General features: G+C 54.7%; 18 protein-coding genes. 5 read left to right on the forward strand and 13 right to left on the reverse strand.

Annotated features, from left to right (window positions below; translation table 11 throughout):
* Positions 1-137: 137 nt before the first annotated feature.
* On the reverse strand, positions 138-1172 hold the full coding sequence (locus ACTRXA_RS05100) for a FecR family protein (protein WP_442426125.1): 1035 nt from the start codon (positions 1170-1172) through the stop codon (positions 138-140).
* 100 nt (positions 1173-1272) lie between these two features.
* Positions 1273-1803, reverse strand: coding sequence for an RNA polymerase sigma factor (locus ACTRXA_RS05105; protein WP_442426126.1), 531 nt, complete (start codon positions 1801-1803; stop codon positions 1273-1275).
* Between the two features lie 592 nt (positions 1804-2395).
* On the opposite strand from ACTRXA_RS05105, the gene ACTRXA_RS05110 reads away from it, so the two are divergent.
* Genes ACTRXA_RS05110 through ACTRXA_RS05125 form a run of 4 tightly spaced genes read left to right on the forward strand, consistent with a single transcriptional unit; the run spans position 2396 to position 5266 of the window.
* Positions 2396-3121 (forward strand): MotA/TolQ/ExbB proton channel family protein, encoded by a 726-nt coding sequence (locus tag ACTRXA_RS05110; protein ID WP_442426127.1) that lies wholly within the window; start codon positions 2396-2398, stop codon positions 3119-3121.
* Between the two features lie 18 nt (positions 3122-3139).
* Positions 3140-3556, forward strand: coding sequence for an ExbD/TolR family protein (locus ACTRXA_RS05115; RefSeq protein WP_442426128.1), 417 nt, complete (start codon positions 3140-3142; stop codon positions 3554-3556).
* Positions 3553-4536 carry an energy transducer TonB gene (locus tag ACTRXA_RS05120; RefSeq protein WP_442426129.1) on the forward strand — a complete coding sequence of 328 codons (984 nt, stop codon included), beginning with the start codon at positions 3553-3555 and terminating at the stop codon, positions 4534-4536. Before ACTRXA_RS05115 ends, ACTRXA_RS05120 begins: the two co-directional genes overlap by 4 nt.
* Before the next feature lie 4 nt (positions 4537-4540).
* The gene (locus tag ACTRXA_RS05125; RefSeq protein WP_442426130.1) at positions 4541-5266 is read left to right on the forward strand and encodes a hypothetical protein; all 726 of its coding nucleotides are present in this window, start codon (positions 4541-4543) and stop codon (positions 5264-5266) included.
* 77 nt (positions 5267-5343) lie between these two features.
* On the opposite strand, the gene ACTRXA_RS05130 is transcribed toward ACTRXA_RS05125, so the two are convergent.
* The 11 genes from ACTRXA_RS05130 to ACTRXA_RS05180 all read right to left on the reverse strand — a co-directional run bounded on the left by ACTRXA_RS05130 (position 5344) and on the right by ACTRXA_RS05180 (position 24365).
* Positions 5344-6507: a response regulator gene (locus tag ACTRXA_RS05130; RefSeq protein ID WP_442426131.1), complete on the reverse strand. Its 1164-nt coding sequence runs from the start codon at positions 6505-6507 to the stop codon at positions 5344-5346.
* 33 nt (positions 6508-6540) lie between these two features.
* The gene (locus ACTRXA_RS05135) at positions 6541-7479 is read right to left on the reverse strand and encodes a diguanylate cyclase (RefSeq protein ID WP_442426132.1); all 939 of its coding nucleotides are present in this window, start codon (positions 7477-7479) and stop codon (positions 6541-6543) included.
* Entirely contained in the window at positions 7460-10741 is a 3282-nt protein-coding gene (locus ACTRXA_RS05140; RefSeq protein ID WP_442426133.1) for a response regulator, read from the reverse strand. The genes ACTRXA_RS05135 and ACTRXA_RS05140 overlap by 20 nt, the downstream gene beginning before the upstream one ends.
* 72 nt (positions 10742-10813) lie before the next feature.
* A complete protein-coding gene (locus ACTRXA_RS05145) occupies positions 10814-15799 on the reverse strand; it encodes an MHYT domain-containing protein (protein WP_442426134.1) in 4986 nt (1661 codons plus the stop codon).
* Positions 15800-16221: 422 nt separating this feature from the next.
* Positions 16222-16602 carry a VOC family protein gene (locus tag ACTRXA_RS05150; protein ID WP_442426135.1) on the reverse strand — a complete coding sequence of 127 codons (381 nt, stop codon included), beginning with the start codon at positions 16600-16602 and terminating at the stop codon, positions 16222-16224.
* Positions 16603-16795: 193 nt separating this feature from the next.
* The gene (locus ACTRXA_RS05155; RefSeq protein ID WP_442426136.1) at positions 16796-17914 is read right to left on the reverse strand and encodes an HD domain-containing phosphohydrolase; all 1119 of its coding nucleotides are present in this window, start codon (positions 17912-17914) and stop codon (positions 16796-16798) included.
* A gap of 503 nt (positions 17915-18417) precedes the next feature.
* Positions 18418-18897: a response regulator gene (locus ACTRXA_RS05160; RefSeq protein ID WP_442426137.1), complete on the reverse strand. Its 480-nt coding sequence runs from the start codon at positions 18895-18897 to the stop codon at positions 18418-18420.
* 454 nt (positions 18898-19351) lie between these two features.
* Positions 19352-20002, reverse strand: coding sequence for a response regulator (locus ACTRXA_RS05165; protein WP_005006327.1), 651 nt, complete (start codon positions 20000-20002; stop codon positions 19352-19354).
* Complete coding sequence (locus ACTRXA_RS05170; RefSeq protein WP_442426138.1) at positions 19995-21830, reverse strand: CHASE sensor domain-containing protein; 1836 nt, start codon at positions 21828-21830, stop codon at positions 19995-19997. Before ACTRXA_RS05170 ends, ACTRXA_RS05165 begins: the two co-directional genes overlap by 8 nt.
* Positions 21831-21836: 6 nt before the next feature.
* Positions 21837-22400, reverse strand: a complete 564-nt coding sequence (locus ACTRXA_RS05175) for a YfiR family protein (protein ID WP_442426139.1) — start codon at positions 22398-22400, stop codon at positions 21837-21839.
* A 24-nt stretch (positions 22401-22424) separates the two neighbouring features.
* Positions 22425-24365, reverse strand: a complete 1941-nt coding sequence (locus ACTRXA_RS05180; RefSeq protein WP_442426140.1) for a TonB-dependent receptor plug domain-containing protein — start codon at positions 24363-24365, stop codon at positions 22425-22427.
* A 512-nt stretch (positions 24366-24877) separates the two neighbouring features.
* On the opposite strand from ACTRXA_RS05180, the gene ACTRXA_RS05185 reads away from it, so the two are divergent.
* On the forward strand, positions 24878-25108 hold the full coding sequence (locus ACTRXA_RS05185; protein WP_442426141.1) for a hypothetical protein: 231 nt from the start codon (positions 24878-24880) through the stop codon (positions 25106-25108).
* Positions 25109-25221: the final 113 nt, after the last annotated feature.

Here is a 25221-nt window from a genome sequence, read left to right on the forward strand (position 1 = left end):
GGGTTCCCATCGAATGCCTGTTGAAAAATTTCCTTGAATCAGGAAGTTCAACATAAAGACGGGTGGGAACCCGGTTTGCCCAACTTGCGATTACAAAAAAATTTTTCGCCCCGCCCCGCATTGCAGAATGACAACAGCTAACGAAGGACAAGAAGATAATCCGTGATGTGCGTGACACGAAGCCCCTGGGTGGAAGCCAGAGCCCGAATGGCGCTTTGCGCCTGGTCCACATGGAACAGGCCGCTGACGGGTTGCTGTGCGGCGTGTTCGCGAAGGATCAACACGCGCCCGGGGAAATAGGCATCCAGCTTTTCAATGGCGTCGGCAAACGGCATTTCATCGATCACAATCCTGCCTCGTGTCCACGGCAACACGGCATGCACATTCACATTTCGAACCGTCTGCGAGGGTGACCCCGATATGTAATCGACGGCTTGCCCGGCGGTCAGGTTCACGGCCCGCGGATTTTCCGCAACTGGCAGGGAGGATTGCGAGGGTGGGACCACCGCGACCTCGCCGCTCAGGACCGTCACTTCCAGACTATCTTTTGAATGCGAAACGCCAAAACGCGTTCCCAATACTTCCACCACGCCCTGGCGGGTGGTGACGCGGAATGGTCGCGATGCGTCCCGGCGGACATCAAACAGCGCCTCGCCTTCCAGCAATTCGATGTGACGCACGCCATTCTCGTAATGCACGTTCATGGCGGTGGCGGTATTGAGGTGCGCCGTCGACCCGTCCGGCAACTCCACCCGACGCAGCTCACCTTCCGCCGTGCGGTGATCCGCCAACCAGATGGAGCCGAACTGCGCCCACAACACAAACAAACAGAAACAGGCGGCGGCCCAGCGAAACACGGCAAACGGTTTTTTCGAGCGGGGAGCGGGGAGGACTCCATCCCATTCATTGGCAGGCTCCGCCGCAGGCGCGGAGGAAACCGGTACAGGCGACCCCGGCATGTCTGCGGCAAACGCCCCCCTCATTGCTTCCAGCTCCTGCCACAGGCGCCGCTCCCTGCGGAAGGCGTCCCGGTGCCTCGCATCCGCGTGCAACCATTTTTTAAAACGGCGGGCTTCCGGCGGGGTCATTTCTCCCGAAGCCAGGCGCACCACCCACTGCCGCGCTTCCTGCGGGGATTCATCCGGTAGAGCTTTGCCTTTATCCGATACCATGTTTGCGCACATAAAAATTATGAGCCGGAGTCACATACCTTCACCGGCGTAGATGATTTCAAAAACCTTCTTTAAATAAGACGAATGAACCCATGTGTTGTCATACCCCCCTTGTGCGTTTTTTAAGGGCTTCCAGCCGATCCCGGGTGGCGGCCAGGTGATCGAGCACCTTTCGGATGTGTTTTTCGACGGTGGTGACCGACACCCCCACCTCTTTTGCAATGGCGCGTTGCGGCTTGCCCTCGAACCGATTCAGGTAAAAAATTTTTCGGCTGAGCGGCGGCAACTCCTGCACCGCTTTCTGATACAGCTTCAATTCCCAGCGGGCCAGGACCACCCTTTCCGGGGTCACCTGGTTTTCAGTCCGGGTCAGAACATCGCGGCACTCCCGAAGCAGCTCCGCCCGGCGGGCTTCAACACGGATGTGATCGGTGGCCAGATTGGAAGCGATGCGGAACAGGTAGGCCCGGCAGTTTTCGATGCGGGTGGGGTTTTGAATTTTCAGGAGGCGAAGGTACAACTCCTGCACCATGTCGCGTGCCGCAAAGCCGCACTTCAGACGTTGGGATAAAAACCGGATCAGGTCTCCCTGGTATTCATAGTAGGCCTCGAGCAAGGCCGAACGATCCATTTGTCCCGATTGCAATCCCATGCGATCCCATGCGATCCGATTCTGTCCCCGGTACCGGCACCAACCCAGGCCGGGCGGGGCAAAAGAAGAATCCTCGGTTGGAGCCACCCTCCTCCATACGCAAGGATTCAGCAGTCACTTCTTGAAAATAATAATGGATTTCATTTTCAATATAAACCGGGGAAAGTCAACCCTAATCCCCCAAATATCGGCTTGCCGGATTCCCACCCCGTCAGCCAACTTTTGTAATGTTTTAAAAGTTAACTATTTAGGCCTGTGGTGAAGGAATGAGCCCAAGGTATAATAATGACTTTCATTTTCATTAGTTTTTAAGTAGTATTATGAGAACGAATTTCAAAAATATTTTCATTTTGACGTCAGGGTCCCGGCCCTCTCATTCGTCTTACTTTATATGTATAGAGGAGCGTCTTGCCCTGTGTTTCGCGGGTGGATGCAGAGGGGAAGCATTCAAAAATATTCCCTGTTCCGATTAAAGGATTCCGCGTAATCACCGGATGCACATCGGGAGGCCGGCTTGTTCTCCCGCTCCGGCTTTTCAATGATTCTCGAGTAGAAAGTGACAGGAGGCTGAATGGATCCCGCACAAACCAAAGCCGCAGTGGAGGGCACCACTCCGATACTGGAGTTGATCGGCAAGGGTGGGGTCCTCATGATTCCCATCATCCTCTGTTCCGTGGTCGCGCTGGCGTTGATCATCGAGCGGCTGATCTTTTTCTACTCCAACCAGCAAAGTCCGGAAAAGATGCAGAACGTTTTCAAGACATTGTTTCTAGAAGGCAACAACATCTTTGCCCGCTCGCACGAACAGCCGCCCGGTCCTGCCGGACGCCTTCTGCAGGTGGCGCGGAACTGCTTTCATTATCCCAAGTGGAAATTCGAGGAAGCGCTGACACTGGCCGGGCAGGAAGAATTGAGCCGAATGAGCAAAAACCTGCGCGCGCTGGAAGTCATCGCCGCAATCGCTCCCCTGCTGGGCCTGCTGGGTACCGTGGTCGGCATGATTCAGGCATTCGGCAAGGTCGCCCAGCACAAGAACCAGATCGACCCCAGCATTCTGGCCGGAGGTATCTGGGAAGCGTTGATGACGACGGCCGCGGGCCTCGCCGTCGCCATTCCGGTGATGGTGATGCTTCATTACTTCGACCGCCGGATGGAGACCATGTCGTTCCTGCTGGAGAAGTTCAGCCTGCACCTGGTGCATCAGTGGGACGACACCAAGGAAAAAGCGCGGGCCAAAAGCGCCAGCATTGAAAAAGAACCCGGCGAACGGCGCATGGCCAATGTACCGGGGAAATGAGTCTGCGAGAAGATAATCATGGTCAGCCTTAAAGTCCAACCCCGAAAGAATAAAGGGCTCGATATCGCGCCGCTGGTCGATATCGTTTTTCTTCTCCTGATCTTTTTCATGCTGACGTCCACCTTCATCCGGCAGGAGGGCATGGACATCGAGCTGCCCAGGGCGGAGTCCAGTGAGTCCTTCGACATGAAGTCGATCAAGATTCAGGTGCAGGAGGACGGGGCCTTGATGGCGGGCGACAAAAAAGTTGAGTTTGAAGAACTGCGCTCGATTATTGGATCGGCGGTGGAGAAGGATTCGTCGGTGCCCATCATCATCGAGGCCGACAAGAAAACCGATTTCGACATGTTCGCGAAGATCCTCGATCTGGCGCGACTGCTGGGAGCCAGCAACATCGTGATTGCAACCGATCCACTGGAGTCCACTTCGTCATGAACGCAGAAGTCCTGGAGACCCGATACCCCGCACACCTGCCCGTAACCGCATCGGTGGTGGTTCACCTCCTGCTGGCGTGGATGATCTGGCAACAGGACATCACTTTCAAACTCGAACCGAAACCGGAGCCGAAAGTGAAGGTGCACGTCGCGCCCAAACCGCCGCCCCCTCCCCCGCCTCCGGCGCAGACCCAGCCCGATGCGGTGAAACCCGTCGCCCAGAAGGCGGTGACGCCTCCGCAGAAGACCGTGCCCAAAAAACCGGTGACGCCACCGACGCCGCAACCGATGAAAGCGGTTCAGACCCAGCAGGTGAAAGCCAAGGTGCCGCCGCCTCCGGCGAGCATGCAACCCATTCAACAGGAAGTCGCCACGCACAAACCGCAGACGCCGACGTTCGCGCGGGCGGTACGACACACCCCGATTGAGGCCACGTTCAAGACCCCGGTGTCCACGGTGCCGGTTCAATCCAGGATGACACCGACCACCGCCGTGTTGAAAACACCGGTCAGGACGGACATCCCGCCGAAAGCACAGACGGTGAAGGCACAGGCCCCGGTGAAAGTGGATGAAATGATTGAAGATGCGGCGGAACCCATCCAGACCGCCAGCCTCAACATGCCGGCTTTGCAAAAAACCGGACCGGTTGAAAAAGTCAAGTTCAGCGGCAACGGACCGGATTTGAAGAAGGCTCTGGACGAGTTCAACAGCGCCATCTGGGGGCAGATCCTGCAGGCCAAGTATTATCCCAAGATGGCACGCATCCGCCGCCTGGAAGGACAGCCTGTGGTAAAATTCACCATAGAAAAAGATGGCTCCCTGAGTCACGTCGCCATCAACAATTCATCCAATCATGAAATACTGGACAGTGCGGCGCTCAAAACCATCCGCAACGCGGCCCCGTTCCCGAACATTCCGGAAATTCTGAACGAAGAACGGATGGTCCTGGAAATTCCCATTTCATTTATCCTGAACCAATAAAACCATGAAAAGATCGATCCATTTCCCCGCTCTGGCAGCTTTCATCCTCATCACCACTCCCGCATGGGCGGAAGTGCACGAGATCGACTCCGATTTCGACGGCAAGGTGGACCAGTGGCAACACCTGTCGAAAAGCGGCAAGCCGGAAAAGGTGGAGTTTGACAAGAGCGGCGACGGCAAACCCGATCAGGTCGAATACTACGATAAGAATGGAGCCCGCATCCGGGTCGAGTTCGACCGCAACCACGATGGCAAAATGGATCAGTTCCAGCACTACTCCGCTTCGGGCGCGATTGAAAAAATGGAACTGGACTCCAATTACTCAGGCAAGATCGATTGGACGGAATTTTACAACGGCCAGGGCAAGCTGAACAAAGCCGTTCGCGATGAGAACGGCGACGGCAAACCGGACCAGTGGCAGTTCTTCAATGCTTCGGAAAAACTGGAGCGCATTGAATACGACACCAATGCAGACGGCCAGGTGGACCGCTGGGATCGTCTGAACGGTTCCGGAAAAATTCATGAATCTTCATTCGACACCAACGGAAACGGCAAGCCCGACCAGTGGCAGTTCTTCAACAGCTCCGAGGTGATGGAGAAGGTGGGATTCGACACCAACGGCAACGGCAAGGCCGACCAGTGGCAGATTTACGGACCCGACGCCAGGGTGGTCCGCGTGGAGATCGACCGCAACCACGACGGCAAACCCGACCAGGTGATCAACAAGTAACCGCTTTCTTCCTTAAATTTGAAAATGAGTTCAAACGCAACCGGGTTTACCGCAAAGGCCCGCGAAAAGGTTTGTTCTCACTGAAACATTTCCCTTCCCGCCACCTTCACCCGCAACGGTTCCTTTAAATTTTTATTCTTGTGATAACTGCGGATCATTTGCAGGCTTTCCTGCGTCATGGCGTGACCCGCACTGGCAATCCGGAAGTCTTCTTCATCGACAAGGTCCTGCAGCAAAACCATGCCCGCATGCAGATCCTTGACCGCAACGGATTTTTCTTTTTCGGACGGCATTTCCTTTTCGATTCTTGCGAGAGTCTGGATCAATTCCGGCGAATAGATGTGCGGTTCCCCGGCCAGGCCGGAGATCACTTTAGACGGCCTCTCTCCCTTGAACACCTTCATGTCGAAAGCAATCGCCACCTTCAGGATTTGTCCGCCCAGCTGGACCGGATCCAGGAGGTCCGGCGGCCCTTCATGCAACTGCGGGTTGAACGGATCCAGCTGATGCAGCACCATGCCCGCCACCTCGTCCAGGCCGGGGATCCCCCGTATCAGGTCCGCCCCCACCGCAGGATGGGACTGGAACAGGGCCTGTTCGCTTTTTGAAACGATTTCTTCCTTGAATACTTTTTTCAGCAAATGAATGGGCAGGGCAACACAGCCGATATTGGAAAGCAGCGCCGCCGTTTCAAACCGCCAGATATTCTCCAGTTGCATGTACTCCGCCATCCTGCGCACCAGCTTTTTGATGCGGCAGGCCTGGTTGAAAGCCAAAGGGTTGGTCATCGAGAGGGTCTGGGCCATCAATTGAATGGAACCCAGCAGGGTTTGCGACAATAGACATTCCAGACGACTGGAGGTCTCCTGCAATCTCAGGTGCGTTTCCACCCGGGCGCGGATGATCACCGACTGTATGGGTTTCTGGATGTAGTCCACCCCTCCCATCTCCAGGGCCCGCACTTCATCCATCTCGTCCTTGGACCCGGTAATGAAAATGACGGGAATCATTTTATGCGGCAGCTGATCCTTCAATTGCTGGCATACCTGGTATCCGTCCATACCGGGCATTTTGATGTCCAGCAATATAAGGTCCGGAGGGGTTCTTGAAAAAACGATATCCAATGCCTTCGGACCGTTTGTGGAAACCTTGACCACATACTCGTTCTTCAGGATTTCCACAAGCGCATCGATGATTTCAGGTGAATCGTCCACGACGAGGATCTGCTTTTTCGCTATCATTTGAGACCATCCTTCATACATCTTTTAAAATTGCTAAATTGAAACCACTGTGTTCCTTCCATTTTTTTTGGCTTCATACAGGTTCTGGTCCGCCCGGTGTAGAAATTGTTCCATAGTTTCCTTCCCATCGAACTGCACCACACCGAAACTCATGGTGAGTTTGATTTCCCGGTCCTCCATGCAAATGGTTTCTGACTCGATTTTACTGCGCATGCGGTCTGCGACATGAGTCGCCCCCTCCAGATCGGTTTCCGGCAGCAAAACCAGAAACTCCTCCCCGCCCCAACGCGCGGCGGTATCGTGACTCCGGAGGTTGATGGAAATGATGCTGGAAACTTTTTTCAACGCTTCGTCCCCGGTCAAATGACCGTGGTCATCATTCACCTTTTTGAAATGATCGATGTCCGCAACAATACAGGAAACCGGTTTGCCGTTTCTCATGGAACGCTTCCTTTCGATCTCCAGTTTTTCCTTCATGTCCCGGCGGTTGGACAACCCCGTCAGCTGGTCTCGCCTCGCCAGCTCGTCGAGAATCTGGTTGGCCCGCTTCAACTCCTTGATCATTTGTTTGTTCTTTTTGAGGAGGCACCTCATCTGGACATGAGTGCGGACCCGCGCCCTGGCAATTTTGGGGTTGAAGGGTTTCTGGATGAAGTCCACCGCTCCCAGGTCCAGGGCCTGCACCTCATCCATTTCGCCGTCCCGGGCCGTGATGAAGATCACGGGAATATCGCGGGTGGCGTCCTGGCTTTTCAGCGTTCGGCAGACTTCAAACCCGTCCATCCCCGGCATCATGACATCGAGGAGAATCAGGTCCGGCGGCTCATTGGCATTGGCAATCTCCAACGCCTTGTGCCCGTCCAGCGCCACCTTGATCCGGTATTCCGGCTCAAGGATGCCGGTCAACACATCAATGTTTTCGGGACGATCGTCCACCACCAGCACCCAGGCTTCATTCAGTAACCGGTCCAACGTCGCCCTCCTGGCATTGTTTGTTTTTTTCCGAAATAATTTCATCCAAAACCTCGACCGCCTCATCGAACTGGTACAGCCGGATGGATTTGGTCAGCTTCATCCACAGGTCATTCAGGGTGGAGCCTTCCAGATACCCTCTCAGCGCATTCACCCGTACGGTGGCCCGGCTGTCACTTTCTTCCAGCAAGGCCCGGAGGTTTTTCATAAGCCTGTCCACCTGCGCATCACACATGGTCAGCGAAAAAGCCGGGGCAGGAGGTTCGGGCTCACTGATTTTTTTCCATTCCAGCAGCAGGTTCATGAGGTCGTTCACGGATTCCACCAGAATATGCGTGTGAATTTCCTGCTCCTGGCGATTTCCATTATTCAGTGTGTTTTCCAGGATTTCCGCCTGTTCGTAAAGTAAACTGGCCCCCACATTGCCGGCAACTCCCTTGAGGGTATGCACCAATAATTGCAGATTTTCATAATCCCCCTGGTTGAAGGCGGAGAGGATTTTTTCTCCATCCCCGGAGTGATTGTCATAGAATCCGGACAGAATTTTGCCGTACTTGGCTCGGTTGCCTCCGATGCGCATCACGCCATCGTCCACATCCAGCCCCATAATCGAGGGCAAGGACATTTCGGGAGATTCGGTGGTTTCCGACTGGGGAGACGCGGCCTCCTGTTGGCGGGTATCCGGTTCACCGGCCGGCACTGCGGGTGCCGCTTTTTCCCCGGTCGAGGACGTCACCCACCGGCTCAACGTTTTGTACATGGCTTCCGGATCGATGGGCTTGGTGACATGGTCGTTCATGCCCACTGCCGCCGTGCGTTCGCGGTCCCCCGCCATCGCGTTCGCCGTCAGCGCAATCACCGGCAGGCTCTCAAACTTTGTGTCCAGACGGATCTGCCGTACCGCCTCGAACCCGTCCATCACCGGCATCTGCAGGTCCATGAGCACCACGTCAAACTCTTCGGATGACAGCCGGTCGACCGCCTCCTTCCCGTCGCCCACCAGGGTGACCTCGAAACCGACCCTCTGCAACAACTCCTCCACCACCTCCTGGTTGATTTCGTTGTCTTCCGCCACCAGCACCCGGCGGCCCTGGAACGAGGTGGAATCGAATACGCTTTGCGGCGGTGCCGCAGCGCTTCGCAACATGCGGGCTTCCTTGTCGTCAAAGAGGTCGGTGACCAGGTCGAACAACTGCGACAGCCGTATGGGTTTCACCAGCAACCCGTCGAGCGATTTCCCTTTGATTGGGACCTGGTTCAGGTAATCCAGATCCGGAACCACCAGCACCACCCGGGAATTTCCGGAATGGGTGCTCAACAGTTTCAGCCGCTCGGAAGTCTCCTCCCAGTGAAGTTTGGTGAATTCCAGGTCGACAAAAACAAGGTCATATGCCTTATCCGCCGACAACCCCACAATATTTTCTTCCGCTGCATCCAGAGATTCCCGGTGCTCCGCGAAAAATCCCAACGACTGCAACATCCCGGTCAGCACTTTGGACAGCACCGGATTGCTTTCAATCACCAGGGCGTGCCTTTCGGGACCCTCCATTTTGACTTTCACTTTTTCCAGTTCGTTGGGCTCGCACTGGAACGGCAGGGTTACAAAAAAAGTGCTGCCTTTGCCCGCTTCGCTTTCAATACAGATGCTTCCAAGCATCAGTTCCACCAGTTGCAGGGTGATGGCGAGACCCAGCCCCGTCCCTCCGTATTTCCGCGTCGTGGAGGCGTCCGCCTGGCTGAAGGCACCAAACACGCTCTCCACCTGTTCCGGCGTCATGCCGATTCCCGTATCCTGAACCGTAATCTTGAGGGTGACCTGGTTGGGCTTGTCCGGTTCTCCCGGCTCCACATCGGTATAAACCGCAACCGTGCCCTTGCGGGTGAACTTGATGGCGTTGCTGACCAGGTTGGTCAACACCTGCCCCAGACGCATCGGATCGCCGATCAGGCTTTGCGGAACCTTGGGTGAAGAGAAAAACACCAGTTCCGTTTCCCGTTTCTCCGCGGCCTGCGCCTGCTCGTAGGCCACGGTTTCCAGAACTTCGTGAAGGTCAAACTGGACGGCTTCCACCTCCATCTTGCCCGCTTCCACCTTGGAGAAATCCAGGATGTCGTTGATGATGCCGAGCAGGTTCTTGCCGGATCTTTCAATTTTCTCCAGATAATCCTTTTGCTTGGGAGACATTTCATTTTGCAGGGCCAGGTGGGCCAGTCCCAGGATGGTGTTCATGGGGGTGCGGATTTCGTGGCTCATGTTGGCCAGAAAGCGGCTCTTGGTCTCGTTGGCGGCGACCGCCTGGCGTTCCGCCTGCCTCAATTCCTCTTCCGCGGTTTTGCGCACGGTGATGTCCCGGCAGATGCCGACAAACCGGCGCTCGCCGTCGATCACCATTTCATTGATCAGCAACTCGACCGGGAAAACGGTTCCGTCCCTGTGACGGCCGAACTCCTCGCGCAACTCCCCGAGTATGGTCGGTTGCAGGGTGTTCCTGTACCTCGCGATGGCCTCATCGTGGCTTGCCTGGTGGGGTTCCGGCATCAGCATGCTGACGTTCTTCCCGATCACTTCCGAAGGCTCGTATCCAAAGGTGGCCTGCGCGGCGGGATTGAACACCTCGATGGCCCCTCTCTCATCGATCACGACCAGGGGATCCAGCATGGTTTCCACAATGGCTTCAATTTTTTCCTGCTTTAAATCGCATTCGCTGTGCAAGGCCTCGATTTCCTTGTACAACTTCGATTGCTGTGCAAACAGGTCGTTCTTGACGAGGATGTTTTTTCTCAATTCGAGCTGGGAGACCACCTGGCGGGCCAGCAGCGCCAGGCACCTTCTCTGCTCTTCAGTAAGATGATGCGGTTTCTGGTCGATGGCGCACAGGGTGCCGATCCGATGACCGCTGGGGGTCTGCAGGGGGGCGCCGGCGTAGAAAATGACCCTGGGTTCCCCGGTGACGATGGGGTTGTCCGCAAACCGTTCGTCCTCCAGGCTGTTGGGAATCTCAAACACCTCTTCCTGCAGAATGGCGTGACCACAAAATGAAACGTTGCGCGGCGTTTCCCGGGCGTTCAACCCGTAATGCGACTTGAACCATTGCCTGCTTTCATCAATCAGCGAAATCAGGGCAATGGGCACATCGCAGATTTTGGATACCAGTTCGGTCAACTCATCGAACTGCTGTTCCGGGTCGGTATCCAGCACGTGGTAATCGAACAACGCCTGAAGGCGATCCGCCTCATTTTCCGGTATTTCCGGTTCCAGCATGAGCGACCCTTTCTTTCCCCAATGATTCCGTCCGGTATTTCTTTATTTGTTGACGGCCCGCGCCGACCGGGATCACCGCGATGCCACCCCGGCCTTCTGGCACTGCCGCTTTCTTTGCCAGGTGATTTTCTGCAAAAGCTGCAACGCTTCATCAAACTGGTACACTTCGATGCATTTCTTGAGACGTTTCCAATCGTCGTGCAGGGGAGACCCTTCCAGGTAGCCCCGGAGCGCGGCGACTCGGACCGTGGCCCGGCTGTCGCTTTCTTCCAAGAGGGACTGGAGGTTTTGCAACAGGATTCCCGCCTGCTCATCGCACATGGAGTTTCGTGAAGACAGCGGAATCAACGGTTCGCGAACCGGCTTGTCCATCCCTTTCCATTCGCCGAGCGGGTCCATGACCTCCTCCAGGGAATTCAGGAACTCCTGCAACTGGTTTTCATGGTCCTTCCCATTGCCCGCCCTCAAGGCCTGCTCCAGCATTTCCGCCTGCTCGAACAATGCATCGGCGCCCACGTTGCCCGCCACACCCTTGAGGGTGTGCACCGTCATGCGCAAACCCTGCGTGTCGTTTTTTTCGAACGCGGACCGAATCTTCTCCCCGTCTCCCGCATGGTTCTCATAAAAGCTGGTGAGGATTTTCCGGTACCGATCCCGGTTGCCTCCCATCCGTTTCAAACCGATTTCCACGTTGAGGCCCGGAATGTCGGGGAAACCGTTGCCGGAAGTCTCGACGGCGTCTTTGCGCATATTCTCCACCCGAGGTCCGGCGGTTTTTTCTTCCGCCGGGGGAGGCTCCGCAGGCTTTTCGGATTCAGCGAGGGCGGGGTTTTCTATCCACCGGCTCAACGTTTTGTACATGGCTTCCGGATCGATGGGCTTGGTGACATGGTCGTTCATGCCCGCCTCCGCCGTGCGTTCGCGGTCCCCCGCCATCGCGTTCGCCGTCAGCGCAATCACCGGCAGGCTCTCGAACTTTGTGTCCAGACGGATCTGCCGCGCCGCCTCGAACCCGTCCATCACCGGCATCTGCAGGTCCATGAGCACCACGTCGAACTCTTCGGAGGACAGCCGGTCGACCGCCGCTTTTCCATCGCCCACCAGGGTGACCTCGAAACCGACTTTCTGCAACAACTCCTCCACCACCTCCTGGTTGATTTCGTTGTCTTCCGCCACCAGCACCCGGCGGCCCTGGAACGAGGTGGAATCGAATACGCTTTCCGGCTTGCGGGAAGCCCTTCGCATCACGTGGGCGTCCTTGCCGTGGAAGAGGTTGGTGACCAGGTCGAACAACTGCGACAGCCGTATGGGTTTCACCAGCAACCCGTCGATGGATGCCCCTTCCACGGTCACCAGGTGCAGGAATTCCTCCTGCGGAGCCACGAGGACTATTTTCAGGTGTCCGGATTGCGGGTTGGTTGCTTTCAGCCGCCGGCAAACCTCATCCCAGTCGGATTGCACCAGGCCCATATCCAGAAGGACAAAATGATAAGGCTTCTCCGTTCCGGCCTGTTTCAATAACCGTTCGCCGCTTTCCAAATTCGAAGCGTAATCGGTGTCAAAGGAAACGGACCTCAACATCCCTTCCAGCATTTTGGCGGAAACCGGATTGCTCTCGATCACGAGGGCCCGGTTCTGCATTCCACCGGACTGGCTTCTGGCTCTTTCCAGTTCTTCCTGCTCGCACTCGAAGGGCAGAACCACGGTGAACGTCGTACCTCGGCCCGGTTCACTTTCCACATGGATGCGTCCGCGCATCAGTTCCACCAGCTGCCGGGTGATGGCCAACCCCAGCCCGGTGCCCCCGAACCTCCGGGTGGTGGACGCGTCCGCCTGCGTGAACGCCCCGAACACCCCCTGCACCTGGTCCTCGGTCATGCCGATGCCCGTATCCTGAACCGTAATCTTCAATTCAACCCGGTTCTTCCTGTTATTGGGACTCTCCACCAAATCCGCATACACCGCTACGGTGCCCTTGCTGGTGAATTTGATTGCGTTGCTGATGAGGTTGGTCAGCACCTGGCCGACCCGCAGGGGGTCTCCGATCAACCGGTTGGGAACCACGGGGGAGCAGAAAAATACCAGTTCGGTCGCGCACTCCTCCGCAAAATAGGTCTGCTGCTGGGAAATCTGTTCCAGGGTTTCATGAATATCGAAAGGAATCATCTCCAGGTCCAGCTTGCCCGCTTCCACCTTGGAGAAATCCAGGATGTCGTTGATGATGCCGAGCAGGTTCTGGCCGGACTTTTCGATTTTTTCCAGGTAGTCCTTCAATTTTGGAGGCACCTCGTTTTGCAGGGCCAGGTGGGCCAGCCCCAGGATGGCGTTCATGGGGGTGCGGATTTCGTGGCTCATGTTGGCCAGGAAACGGCTCTTGGCTTCGTTGGCGGAAACCGCATCCGTCTGGGCCTGCAACAGCTCCTCTTCTATGGCCTTGCGTGCGGTGATGTCCGTGTGCGTTCCCACCGCGCGTGTGGGATGGCCCTGCTCATCCCGCTCGACGGTTTTCCCCCGAGTCAGGATCCAGCGGTATCTCCCGTCCTTGTGGAGCAACCTCAGTTCGTATTCGAAGTTATCGTCGGACTGTTCCAGGTGTTTTTTGATCAACTCCCCGTAACATTCCAGGTCCTCGGGATGAATACGGTCGTAAAAGGTGGCGTTCGTATAGGGCAGTTCATCGGGCTCGTATCCCAGCATGGCCAGCCACTGCGGACTGAAATAACAATATCCCGTCGTCCAGTCATCGTCCCAGATGCCGTCCTGCGAGGCATCCATGACCAGCGAAAAACGCTCCTCGCTTTTGCGGAGGTCTTCCGCGGCTTTCATGCGGCGGGTGATGTCCCGGATCACCTTGAACACCACCGGGCCTTCCTGCGTGGAGACGAGGCCTTCCATCACCTCGATCGGAAACTGCGTGCCGTCCTTCTTTTTGTGGTGCCGCAACGCCACTTCGGTGAGGCGCCCTTCCCTCAATTCGCCGAACGTTCTCGCCGTTCCTTCCGGATCGTCGGACAAGTCGTCCACTCTCAATTTCAGCAACTCGTCCCGGGTGTAGCCGTACAGTTTTTCCGCCGCCGGGTTGACGTCCCGGATCTGCCTGGTTTCGGCATCGCAAATCAGGATGGTGTCCGATTCAGCCAGGAACAGCTGGCGGTATTTTCCCGCTTCGTCCCTCGCCCGGGTTTCATTTTCCTGAAGCTCGGCCTGCCGTTTTTCAGTTTCGGCCTGCCGCCGTTTCAAGACCAGTGTCACGACCACCGCAAAAAACAACACGAACAGAAGGGCGACAAAAATCCTCTCCAAAGTCCGGGAAGACCGGTAGGCCTCGTCCACGTCCATTTCGGTGGTGATCCCGATATTGTATTCAGGCAGCCAGGTCCAGGCTCCCACCACCGGGACGCCGCGGTAATCCCGGTAACCGTCCACGTCCAGTCCGGCTTCCCCTTTCAGGGCGCTCTGGACCATGCGGGTGAAGGGCTGCTTGTCGCGTGGAACCGAAGGACGGTGCCCTTGCAGGATGTTTCCACCGGGGTTGCGGATCTGCACTTTCATGGTGGACTGGTTCGGAAGGTGCTGGGTCATCCCGATTCTCTTGAGATGTCCGAGGAACCGGCTTCCCCCGATCATGTACCCTTCGGAATTGAACGCGTAGGCCTCCCCCGATTCGCCAAAGAAAGACACTTCCAGCGATTTGCCGAAAGCCTTCACCGGACGCAGGCGGAAGCCCAGCACGGCGATGGTCTCCCCGTGTTCATTGAATACCGGGGAAGCGGCGAAAATGGTGGGCTGGTTTTGACGGTCCACCCCGTCCAGGTCCGGAAGCATCACTTCGCCCCAGAAGGGGGAGGAAAACACCACCTCGCCCCGCAACGCCTCCTTGACGAATTCCTTGTCCTGCAACAGGGACTGGCCGACCGGTTCATCCAGCAGGGCCGCCATGGTGAGCCCGGAAGGGTGAATGACCACGAACCCGACGTGGTCCTGGTTCTTGTGGAACGGGCCCAGTATTCTTCGCAAATCGTTGAGCTCCCCGGAAGCCATCAATTCCTTCTTCGTACGCAATCCGTTTGAAACCTTTTCGGCGAGGGACTGGATGTTCTTCTGAATGCGCGGATCCCGGCTCCAGTATTTCACCATCTGCATTTCGCGCTGGATCAGCGAACGGATGGATTCCACGTTGATTTTCAGATTGGTGGTGAGCAGGTTGGCGATGTTGTTTTTGTTTTCGCGGTCCACCAGCTGGAAACCGCCCCAGCCAATGACGATCATGAAAAAACAGAACACGATCGGCAAAACCGTGATGGAAGAATATTCCTCGAGGAACAGCGCCATGGTGAGAATGAAAAAGGTCATCAGCACCACGGACAACGCCAGGTTGTCCTTGTCGATGACCACGGTCAAATCGTGGCCCAGTTCCGGGGCCGCAATAAACACCGAGGCGGACATGCCGGTGTAGTGCATGCCCGCCACGGCCAGTCCCATAATCAGGGAGGCCACCACCTTGCAAGCACATCCCTTAAAGGGACCGTCTTGCCGGATTTTCAGAACGATGTACAGGGCGGCCATGGAGGCGGCGACGGCAATCAGAACGGAAAGGAGAAAGGGGACCAGCTTGTAATGCTGGGTGGCTTCCAGGGTCATGGCGTGCATGCCGGAGTAATGCATGACGCAGATTCCGGCACCCATGATGAGTCCGCCCAGAACCACTTTCTGGACCATGCGTTCCATTTTGACCGCCATGTAAATACCAATACCGGAGGCGACGATGGCGGCAATCAGGGAAAGGGCGGTGATCCACGGGTCGTAAGAGACCGGGATGGGAAGGTTGTATGCCAGCATGCCGATAAAGTGCATCGACCAGATGCCGCCACCCATGCAAACGGCACTGCTGATGACCAGAAAGTTTTTAAAAGAAACTTTTTCATTCTTGATGCGGTTCATCACATCAAGCGCGGTGTAGGCCGCAAATACCGCAATCAGGTAGGATAAAGCAACAAGCCCATAAGAAAATGAGCCTTGAAGGGGCGGGGTTTCCTGGGTGATGGCTGGGAAAATCATTCTCCAAGTCCTTCCAAAGAGGCCCTTCGTGATCTTCTGTGACAATAAAAATGATAAAGGGGTTTTCAGGTGAAGGCAATTTCAAAAAGCGGCTCGACACAAGTCTTTACAGGCTGTAAATCAAGGCAATAACAGCTTTTCACATTATTTCGGAGAAGCTAAGCCATGCAGGCTCCGGAACGGATGCGGGAATTTTTTTCGTCCCAAAGTGCCGGGCCCGGAACACATTCAAACTGTTGGCGTTTTGGATTGGGAAAAGTGCCGGGCCGGACAGGGGGACGAGGGCGCGGGACCCCTGACTGCAAAAGAGTAAAGAAAACGAAAAGCTCGACAGGATTCTAAAATCGGCAAGGTTATGTCTACATGCAGGTCAGGATGGACACAAAAAATGTAGGCACCGGTACGGGCCGGGTAGGAACGCCTCACCCACTGCCGTAGGGCCGGGTGAGGATTTCCAGCAGGTGGCCGGAAGGTTCCTCGAAGTACACGCCGCGCCCGCCGTCGCGGCGGTTGATCTCTCCCAGCTTCTTCTGCTGGGGGTCGGCCCAGTAAGGCAAACCGCGTTCCTGAATGCGGCCGAAGATCTGGTCGAACTCCTTTTCGTTCACCAGAAAGGCGTAGTGCTGGGTGTCGATGGCATCGGTGATCTGCAGAAAGTCGAGGCTGACGTTGTTGCTGGTTTTGACAATGAGGAAGGACTCGTACACTTCAGGAGTGGCGAGGCCCAGAATGTCCGCCACGAAGTGCGCGGATTTTTTTTTGTCCGCCACATAGATGATGGTGTGGTTCAGCTCGACGCCCATGACGCTTCCTCATCGCCGCCCCGGATGGAGGGCGGCCCCGGTGGATTGAATTCATGTACTTCCATCATAAAAAATCGAAGGGGTGAATTCAATTCATTAACCGGGAGGGAGCGGCCTTCGGATTCAGGCGCAGGTGAAGGGTCGACCGCGCCCGCGCACCGTTTTCAGATGTGGCTGGGAGAGGTGTCCCCGATCATGCACAGAGGGGAAGGGTTTCCAGCTCTTCCTGATGGTCCGCGTAATCGAGGGCGATCTGCATGAAATCGGATTCGAGGTCCACAAACACGTCGACCATCTCCGGGTCGAAATGCGTGCCCCTGCCTTCCAGGATCACTTCCACCGCGCGCTTGTGGGAAAAGGGCGGTTTGTAAACCCGCTTGCTGATCAACGCATCGTACACGTCGGCAACCGCCATCAATCTTGCCGACACCGGAATCTCGTCCCCTTTCAATTTGTCCGGATAGCCGGTCCCATCCCAGCGTTCGTGGTGGGAATAGGCGATTTCCCGGGCGTAACGCAGAAACGAATAGCGGTTGTTTTCCTTGCCGAGCCGCCTTTCGGCTTCGAGAATGGCGTCGCGTCCGTACACGACGTGCTTGTCCATCTCCCGGGTTTCGTCATAAGTCAAGCGGCCCGGCTTGCGCAGAATGCGGTCCTGCACACCCACCTTGCCGATGTCGTGCAACGGAGCGGATTTATAAAGGAGATCGATCACCTCGTCGTCCAACTCACCGCGAAACCGGGGAAGGTCGCGCAAATTCCGTGCGAGGAGGCGGACATAATTTTTAGTGCGTGAAATGTGGCCGCCGGTTTCACTGTCCCGGTACTCGGCGAGGGTCGCCAGCCCGGCAATGGTGACGTCCTGCGTGTTTTCCAGTTCGCGTGTCTTTTCCCTGACCAGGTTTTCGAGCAGCCGCTTTTGATTGTACAAAGCAAGATGGGTCTGGACGCGGGCCATCACGATGGGAACGCTGATGGGTTTGGTGATGAAGTCCACCCCGCCCACTTCAAATCCCTTCGTTACATTGTGCACCGCATTCAGTGCGGTCAGGAAAATGACCGGAATGTTTTTGGAAACCGGGTGGGACTTCAGTCTGCGGCATACTTCGTAACCGTCCATGCAGGGCATCAGGATGTCGAGCAGAATCAGTTCCGGCGGATTTTCAGACTGCGCCAAACGCAATCCCCCTTCTCCGTTGGTCGCGACCTGCACATTATATTGCTCCTTTAATACTTCCACCATGAGGTGGACGTTTTCCGCCGAATCGTCAATAACCAGTATGGTGGGTTTGTGGGTTTCGGAAGCGAACATGGTTCATTCCCTTTTCGTTTTTAAGGGTTGTATATTCATTAACCAGATTTTTTTGGGTAGAGGCCAAGCCTTACGAGACTTATCGGGAATTCTTTTGAAGCCCTTTACACAAAAATGGCCTTCAACGTCATTTTCTTTTCACAGGTAGGAAACATGGCCCTGCGGGCCACCGGACCCTCATCAAATTGAAACAATGTTTTCAATTATTTCCGGAGTGGAAGGCGGACCCGGCTGGTCCCGGGAGCGGATAGGGGCTCGGCAAACAAAAAAGGCCCCGCACCTTGAAAAAGATACAGGGCCCTTTCCGTTTGGGAGGCTCCAGACTTCGAAGGAAGGGGAAGAAGTCTACCGTCCCGCGAGTGAACCCGGCAATGACGCCGGGTCTTTCATCATTTATATGTGCCTGCTTAGAATTCAGGAGAGTGCCTGCAAATGCCTTTTTTCGGAAACGCCTTTTCTTATTGTATCGCCACGCAGGCACATCTTCCCGTTCCCCGGGTTGGTCATCCCATTGTGGCGGCAGAATATTCTTTTCCGTGCCTCGACCGTTCCCAGGACAACCCCCGAAGAAGATTCTCCAGAATGCGCGACTGCCGGTGAAGTGTCAGATGGGTCTTGATACGCGCCTGAACGATGGGAATGCTGATCGGCTTGGTGATGTAATCCTGGGCCCCGACCTCGAACCCCCTGGCCACATCCTTGAGCTCATGCAGTGCTGACAGAAATATCACCGGAATATTTTTTGAAACCGGGTGCATTTTAAGACGGCGGCACACTTCATACCCGTTCATCTCCGGCATCATGATGTCCAGCAGAATCAAATCCGGAGGCCGGTGCGACTGGGCGAGCCGGAGCCCCTGCTTGCCATCGACCGCGACTTGAATTTCGTAGTCATTCTTCAAAACCTCAACCATGAGCTTCAAATAATCCAACGAATCATCAATCAACAATACTGTGGACCGTCTGGTTTCAACATGAGTCATGATGCTTTTCTTTCACAAAGAGGAGTAATGGACTTCCTCGGCCCGATACCCAATGCCTGCCAGTTCGTGCCGCTCTTTTTCGTATGTTATGAATTTTATAGTCTGGATGGGTTGGGAACAATCGTCCGGCTTGCTATTGATTTTTAGAATAAGCGAGGAACAATCTAGTAATTTTAAAGGGTTTACTAGTATTTATTCGGAGGCAGAGTAACTATGGGGAAAACCGGGAGGAAAGGGTCTCGATGCAATCCGCTGAAAATCAGTGATATTGCCGCCTCACCCCACCTGTTCCGGTAAGGCCGGCAAAACCGGGGAGCCTGCTGCTTCTCGATTCGTATTCAAAGGCGGATGGAGTGGGTTCAGAATAAATGGCACCGGTTTCTGCGAAACAGCGCTGAAATCCGGCATTGTGCCCGGGCAGGACGAGGGTTCGGGTTCGGTGTGGACGGGTGGATCAAATGATCCCGTTTTTCAGGGCGTACTGGATGATATCCGCATTGTTCTTCATTCCCATTTTCGCCAGGATGTTTCCCCGGTGCGTGCTGACGGTGGTGATCCCCAGCGCCAGTTCATCGGCGATTTCCTTTAATTTCTTGCCCGCCGCGATCTGGCAAAATACCTGGAACTCCCGATCCGTCAACGTCTCGTGGGGCGGCTTGTCCGAGCTGCCGTCCAGGTTGAAAGCCAGTTTTTCCGCCAGGCTGGGGCTGATGTACTTGCCCCCGGCGGAGACCTTCCGCAGGGCATCCACCAGCAGTTCCGGCGCACTGGATTTGGTCAGGTACCCGGAGGCGCCGGCGCGCAGGAAGCGGAGCGCATAGTGATCCTCCGAATAAATGCTCAAAATGATGATGGGCAGTTCGGGGGTCTGGCTTTTCAGCTGAACGAGGGTTTCCCAACCGCTTTTCTCCGGCATGTCAATGTCCATCACCACCACATCGGTTTTGACATTTTTAACCAGTTCGAGAACTTCGTTGCCGTTTTCCGCTTCCCCACACACGATCATATCCTCCATTTTAGACAGGACCTGAATCAATCCCTTCCGGACGATGCCATGGTCGTCTGCAATGAGAACATGGATTTTTCCACGAGCAGCACTATTCATAATGGTATATCGGGATTGTAACATGCACGATCGTTCCCTTTCCCTCTTCTCCGCTGATTACGGCCTCGCCTCCCCAATGGAGGGCGCGTTCCTGAATTCCGATCAACCCAAATGATTTCGGGTCGGCCATCTGGCTTTTTGTGATCCCCGCCCCGTTGTCCTCGACTCTCAGCACAAGCTGGTTGCCTTCATTGAACAAATGGACCTGGATTTTGGTTGCTTCCGAATGCCGCGCGACATTGGTCAGCGTTTCCTGGAAAATACGGTATATGGTCGTCGCGCAGTCCTTGTTCAAATCAGTCAGGTTGTTCTCGATGATCAGTTCACAGTATATACCGGTCCGCTTCTGAAACTCCGTAGCCTGCCATTCAATGGCCTCGTTGATGCCGAAAATATCCAGGATCTGGGGCCTGAGTTCCGTGGTGATGCGTTGAACCGTTTCAATGGTTCTATCGACCAGATGGGACATTTCCTTAATTTTGTTCTTGATAGGCCTCTGGTCCGGAGGAAGGTCGCTGTTGACATTCGTGAGGTCGATCTTCAATGCGGTCAACGTCTGGCCCAGTTCATCATGCACTTCCCTCGCGATCCGTTTACGCTCCTCTTCCAACAGGTTCTGCGCATGCGAGTACAGCTTTCGAATCTGCTCGCGGGACACCTTGAGCGCTTCTTCATTTTTCTTCCGTTCGGTAATGTCCCGGAACGTGCCCACAATCCGGGTGGGATTCCCTTCCTTGTCCCTCGCAACGATTTTGCCCCGCACCAGGGTCCATAAAAGGTAGCCCGACTTCGTAATCAAACGGCTCTCGTACTCGTAGAGAGGCGTTTTGCCCTCCATATGAGCGTTGGTCGCGCCGACAGCCAGCTCCACGTCCTCCGGATGCAGGAGACTGCGGAAGGATTCAATGTGGGCTGCAAACCCTTCGGATTCATAACCCAGCATGGAGTAACACCCCGGACTGAAGAACACCTCGCCGGTGGTCACATCCCAGTCCCACACACCGTCCGTAATGGCCTCCAGTGCCAGTTTGAGTCGCTCCTCACTGTCGCGCAACGCCTCCTCGGAACGCTGGCGTTCCAGCATTTCGTTCGTCAATTTCCGGTTGGCGGCGGAGAGCGCGGACTCCCGCTTTTCAATCTGGGACACCATCTCGTTAAAACCATTGAACAGCATTCCCAGCTCGTCCTGGTTCTGGTGCGTGACCCTCAAGGAATAATCGGGTTCCTGGGAAATCTGCAGGGTTGTGTTCGCCAGGGAAAGAATGGGATTGGAAATGATGCTTTGAAGTTTGAATGCAATGGCGACCGATACCAGAACGGTGACGAAAAGAATGCCTCCAATCAGGAAAATGTAGTTGGACAGAACTTCTTCATATTCCTTCAGATGAGCCTTCAGGTAAATCCTGCCTACGACTTTGTCGTTCAGCATGATCGGCCGGATCAGCTCCAGGCTGTTGTTATACGATGCCTGTCCTTCCTGATCGACCGGAAAAGAGGGGGGCGAGATTTTGACGTTTTCATCCAGCCGGTAGGTGACGAACGAATTCCCTTCTGCATCGTACAGAACCGCGTACAAAATTTGAGGGTCGACCTTCAGGGAAGAAAGAATATTTTCCGCCGCGTTGGGGTCTTCGAAATAAACCGCGGCGCGGCTGTTCGCACCCACCGTCTGCGCCAGAATATCCAGGTTCCTCACCAGGCTCTTGCGAAACAGCTTCAGGTCGTTGTAGAGAAAAATGGAACTGCACAGGGCGAAGGTAATCAGCGTCATGGTAAGCAGGATGAGGATCAGCTTGCTTTTTATGGAAAGATCACCAAAAGTTTTCATGACCCGTCACTCATCGACCAGGATGGCCAGGTTTAGAAGTTCCGAACTGATCTTGATATTTCTGTCTTCCACAACCCTTCGGTTGATTTTAAACCGGATCTTGTTATTTATAATCACAAAATTGATTCCCACGCCGCGCCGGGAAAAACCCGGGGTGTCTCCGATAAACAGGATGGGCATGCCTTTTGTGCGGTGAAGCATCTCTTCCAGGTTCTCATTCTCCGATTTACCGATATAAACCATGTGACAGGAGTCCAAATGCGAGCCGGAGGAAAAGTTTTTCACGATTAGTTTGTTCCGAAAAACCCCCTCCTTCTGAGCCAGATCGAACAGGTTCCCGAAAGGGTTGCTCCCCACCATGCACAGGACAAACTCGGTTTCACTGTTGTGGATCATTTTTTCTTCCGGCCACTGGATGAATTCAAAAAACTTCAAGATGATACTGGTTTTCAGGAGGTATTCGCGCGGAACGGTATCCTCGCTGTAGGCATTGGGTGTTTTATGTAAAAACACCGGCCAGACCGCCAGAAGGGAACAAATGAATATTTTTAAAAGACCGTGCCTGAGCATTAGGAATACAGTTTCACTGAGTGTCTAATCAAATTTCATTGTGACTTTAAAATAGAAGCTTCTCTGGGTTTCTGTGGAGGCTTCCAGCAGTTCCGTCAGTTCAGGATGGGCATTATCCTGAAGGTTCTGGGCCATGAGGGACAATTCCAGGTCATCCGCGGGTTTCCATCCCAGGCGCAAATCGACCCGTGTGTAGGCTGGTATTCTCCGGGTTGAGTTTCTGGATACGTAGTAAAGGAAGGAATCGAACTCAAAATTATGCGGAAGGTTCAGGTAGGAGCGAATATTGAAAATGTGTTCGGGTTCGCCTTCCGCGTCCAGATCCCCCTCGCTGTTGAAGGCCCCCGGGTTGAACACGTTAGCCAGGAGCGGTTTGAGGTCAATTTTGGTGAACGTGTAGCTTCCCGCAATGCGCCAGTTGGAAAGCGGCTGCCATTGGGCGGCCAGTTCAAAACCAAAGACTTCCCCCTTCAGGGAATTGTCGCTTTTGAAGGGAAAGACCAGGTGCGGCGGAGGCGGGGTGGCCTCGAAAAAAACCGGCCCGGTGGTGAACTCGATAATTTTGTCATAATCGAAATAGTAAGCCGTGGCATCGAAATTCAATTCCTTCATGGGCTTGAAACGGTACCCGACCTCATAGGCGATCAATTCCTCCGCATCCAGGTTGTTCTGGTTGCGCTCACGAAGCAGCAGGGGCGGAGCGCCCGGGATCAAAGCGCGGTTGACCTCCGCTGTCGCCTCCGTGACCGTCGGTATCCGGACGGCGCGTGAAACGGCCGACCACAGGGTGTGCCGGTTATTCGGAGTCCACACCGTGCGGATACTCGGCTGAAATTCAAAACCGGAAAATTCATTGTGCTCGATCTTGATGCCTGTAATCAGGCTCCAGGTGTCGGGCACAAGCGAAATTTCATCATGGATGAAAAAACCGAACAGGTTGGTGTCCCGGTCCGGAAGGTAGAGGATCTCGGTGCGGTCGAAGTTGAACCGGGTGTAACGGTAGTTGAGTCCCCACGAAACATTGTGGGTCTTGCTCCAGAACTCGGTTAGAAAATCATACTGAAATTCCAGGTCCGCCTGCTCGACCACATTGTCGAACGGAACCCCATCGGCCTTTCTCAACAGACGGTCGTAATAGGCCTGCACTTTGAAGGCGGAAGCGTCTTCCAGGTACCGGTCCCAGCGCGCCAGGAAATTGGACCCCCTTTGCGTTGTGGTTCCCTGAAAAGGCGCGTTTCCCTGTGACAGCGACACGAACCGGCTGTTGAAGTCCAACCCGGCGTCCAGGCTGTAATGGTCTCCCTGAAAAGTCAGGTGATTTTCCGGGTTCGCCTGCCAGTCCGTGCGAAACCCGCCTATATACATTTGCTTGTCATCGATACCGGTGTTTCCATTCGGCCTCAACCCTTCATCCCGGTCCCGGTACCTTGCGTACACCCTGTAATTCAACCCTTCCTTATACTCCCCCGCATAGCGAACGGAACCGAACCCTTTCTCCTCCGTACCCGTGCCACCGGACACCAGCAGCCCGTCGGTGTCGTGAGCGGATTTGGTTATGATGTTGATCACCCCCGCGACGGCATTGGAACCCCACAGGGCCGCTCCCGGCCCGCGGATGACTTCAATGCGGTCGATATCCTCCAGCATCGTATCCTGACCAATCCAGAACACACCGGCAGCGGAGGGGCTGTACAGAGTGCGGCCGTCCATGAGGACCAGTAACTTGTCCGAGCCCAGCCTGCGGTTGAATCCCCGGATGGAAATGGCGTAGCGGTTCTGGTTGATCTTGGATACCTGAACACCCGGAACGATGCGCAACGCTTCCATGATGTTCACCGCACCGGTCCTCCGAATATCCTCCTGTGTGACGACATAGATCGCCGAGGCGGTCTCGTGCAGTTTCTGAGGCCGCTTGCTCACGGAGGTCACCACCACTTCCGTCTGCATGAGCTGCTGGAGATCCATCTGGAATAATTGTTTTTCCTCTTCCGTCAACTTGTCGCCTGGCTGGGTGGAATCGGGGGAATTTTCTTCAGGATGGGCGGTGGGCAGGAGTATGCAAAAAAAGGAAAGCCAAATCAGAGCAAATACAAAGGTTTTCGATTTAATAGAAGTCATAAGCATTCATCTTATGAAAGTGACCGAAAAGGATTGCTGGTAACAACTATATATTTTAGGCATACCAATTTTTTAACCTGTTCGAACAAGCTTTCTCCCATATGAGCGGCGCTTGATTTTAGCACAAAAAATTAGTAACTTAGCCTTTAAAAACAATGGGTTATAGTAACTATACTATTGAAATATAGTAGTTCCGGGGATTGAATAATAGTATCCAAAGAATTACGTTAAAGGTGAAAAAGTTGATTTGTAGGGGCTTTCAGGGAACCGGGGCTATAGTCCTCCAACAAGGCCTGAGACGCAAATCAAATTTGATTTATCCGATTGAATTTATTAAAAATTAACTAAAGGTGACTGCCATGACCCACAAGAATCTTCAGGACGCTTTGGCCAAAATCTCCAACGATTCCGAATACTGTGAAACCATTGTCGTAGATCCGGAACGCCTGAAAAAAGATTTCGGCCTGGAACACGAAGACATGGACTTTTTGAAAACCGGTGGAATTCCCGGAATGAAGGATGGCGCGATTCGCCCGGTGGCTATCTGCTGCACCTGCTACGCGGCACCTTCCGATCCGTCCCGGAACTAAACCGTTCTTAATTTTTTTTACTGGTACATCGGCCCATCCAGGAACGATCTACTTTCTCACGTTCTTTAGCTCGCTCCCGGGTTCATCTCTAACTGCTTTTCGTTTCCTCTGCT

This window comes from Nitrospina sp. P1_D6 (assembly GCF_052156615.1).
Classification (GTDB): Bacteria; Nitrospinota; Nitrospinia; order Nitrospinales; family Nitrospinaceae; genus Nitrospina.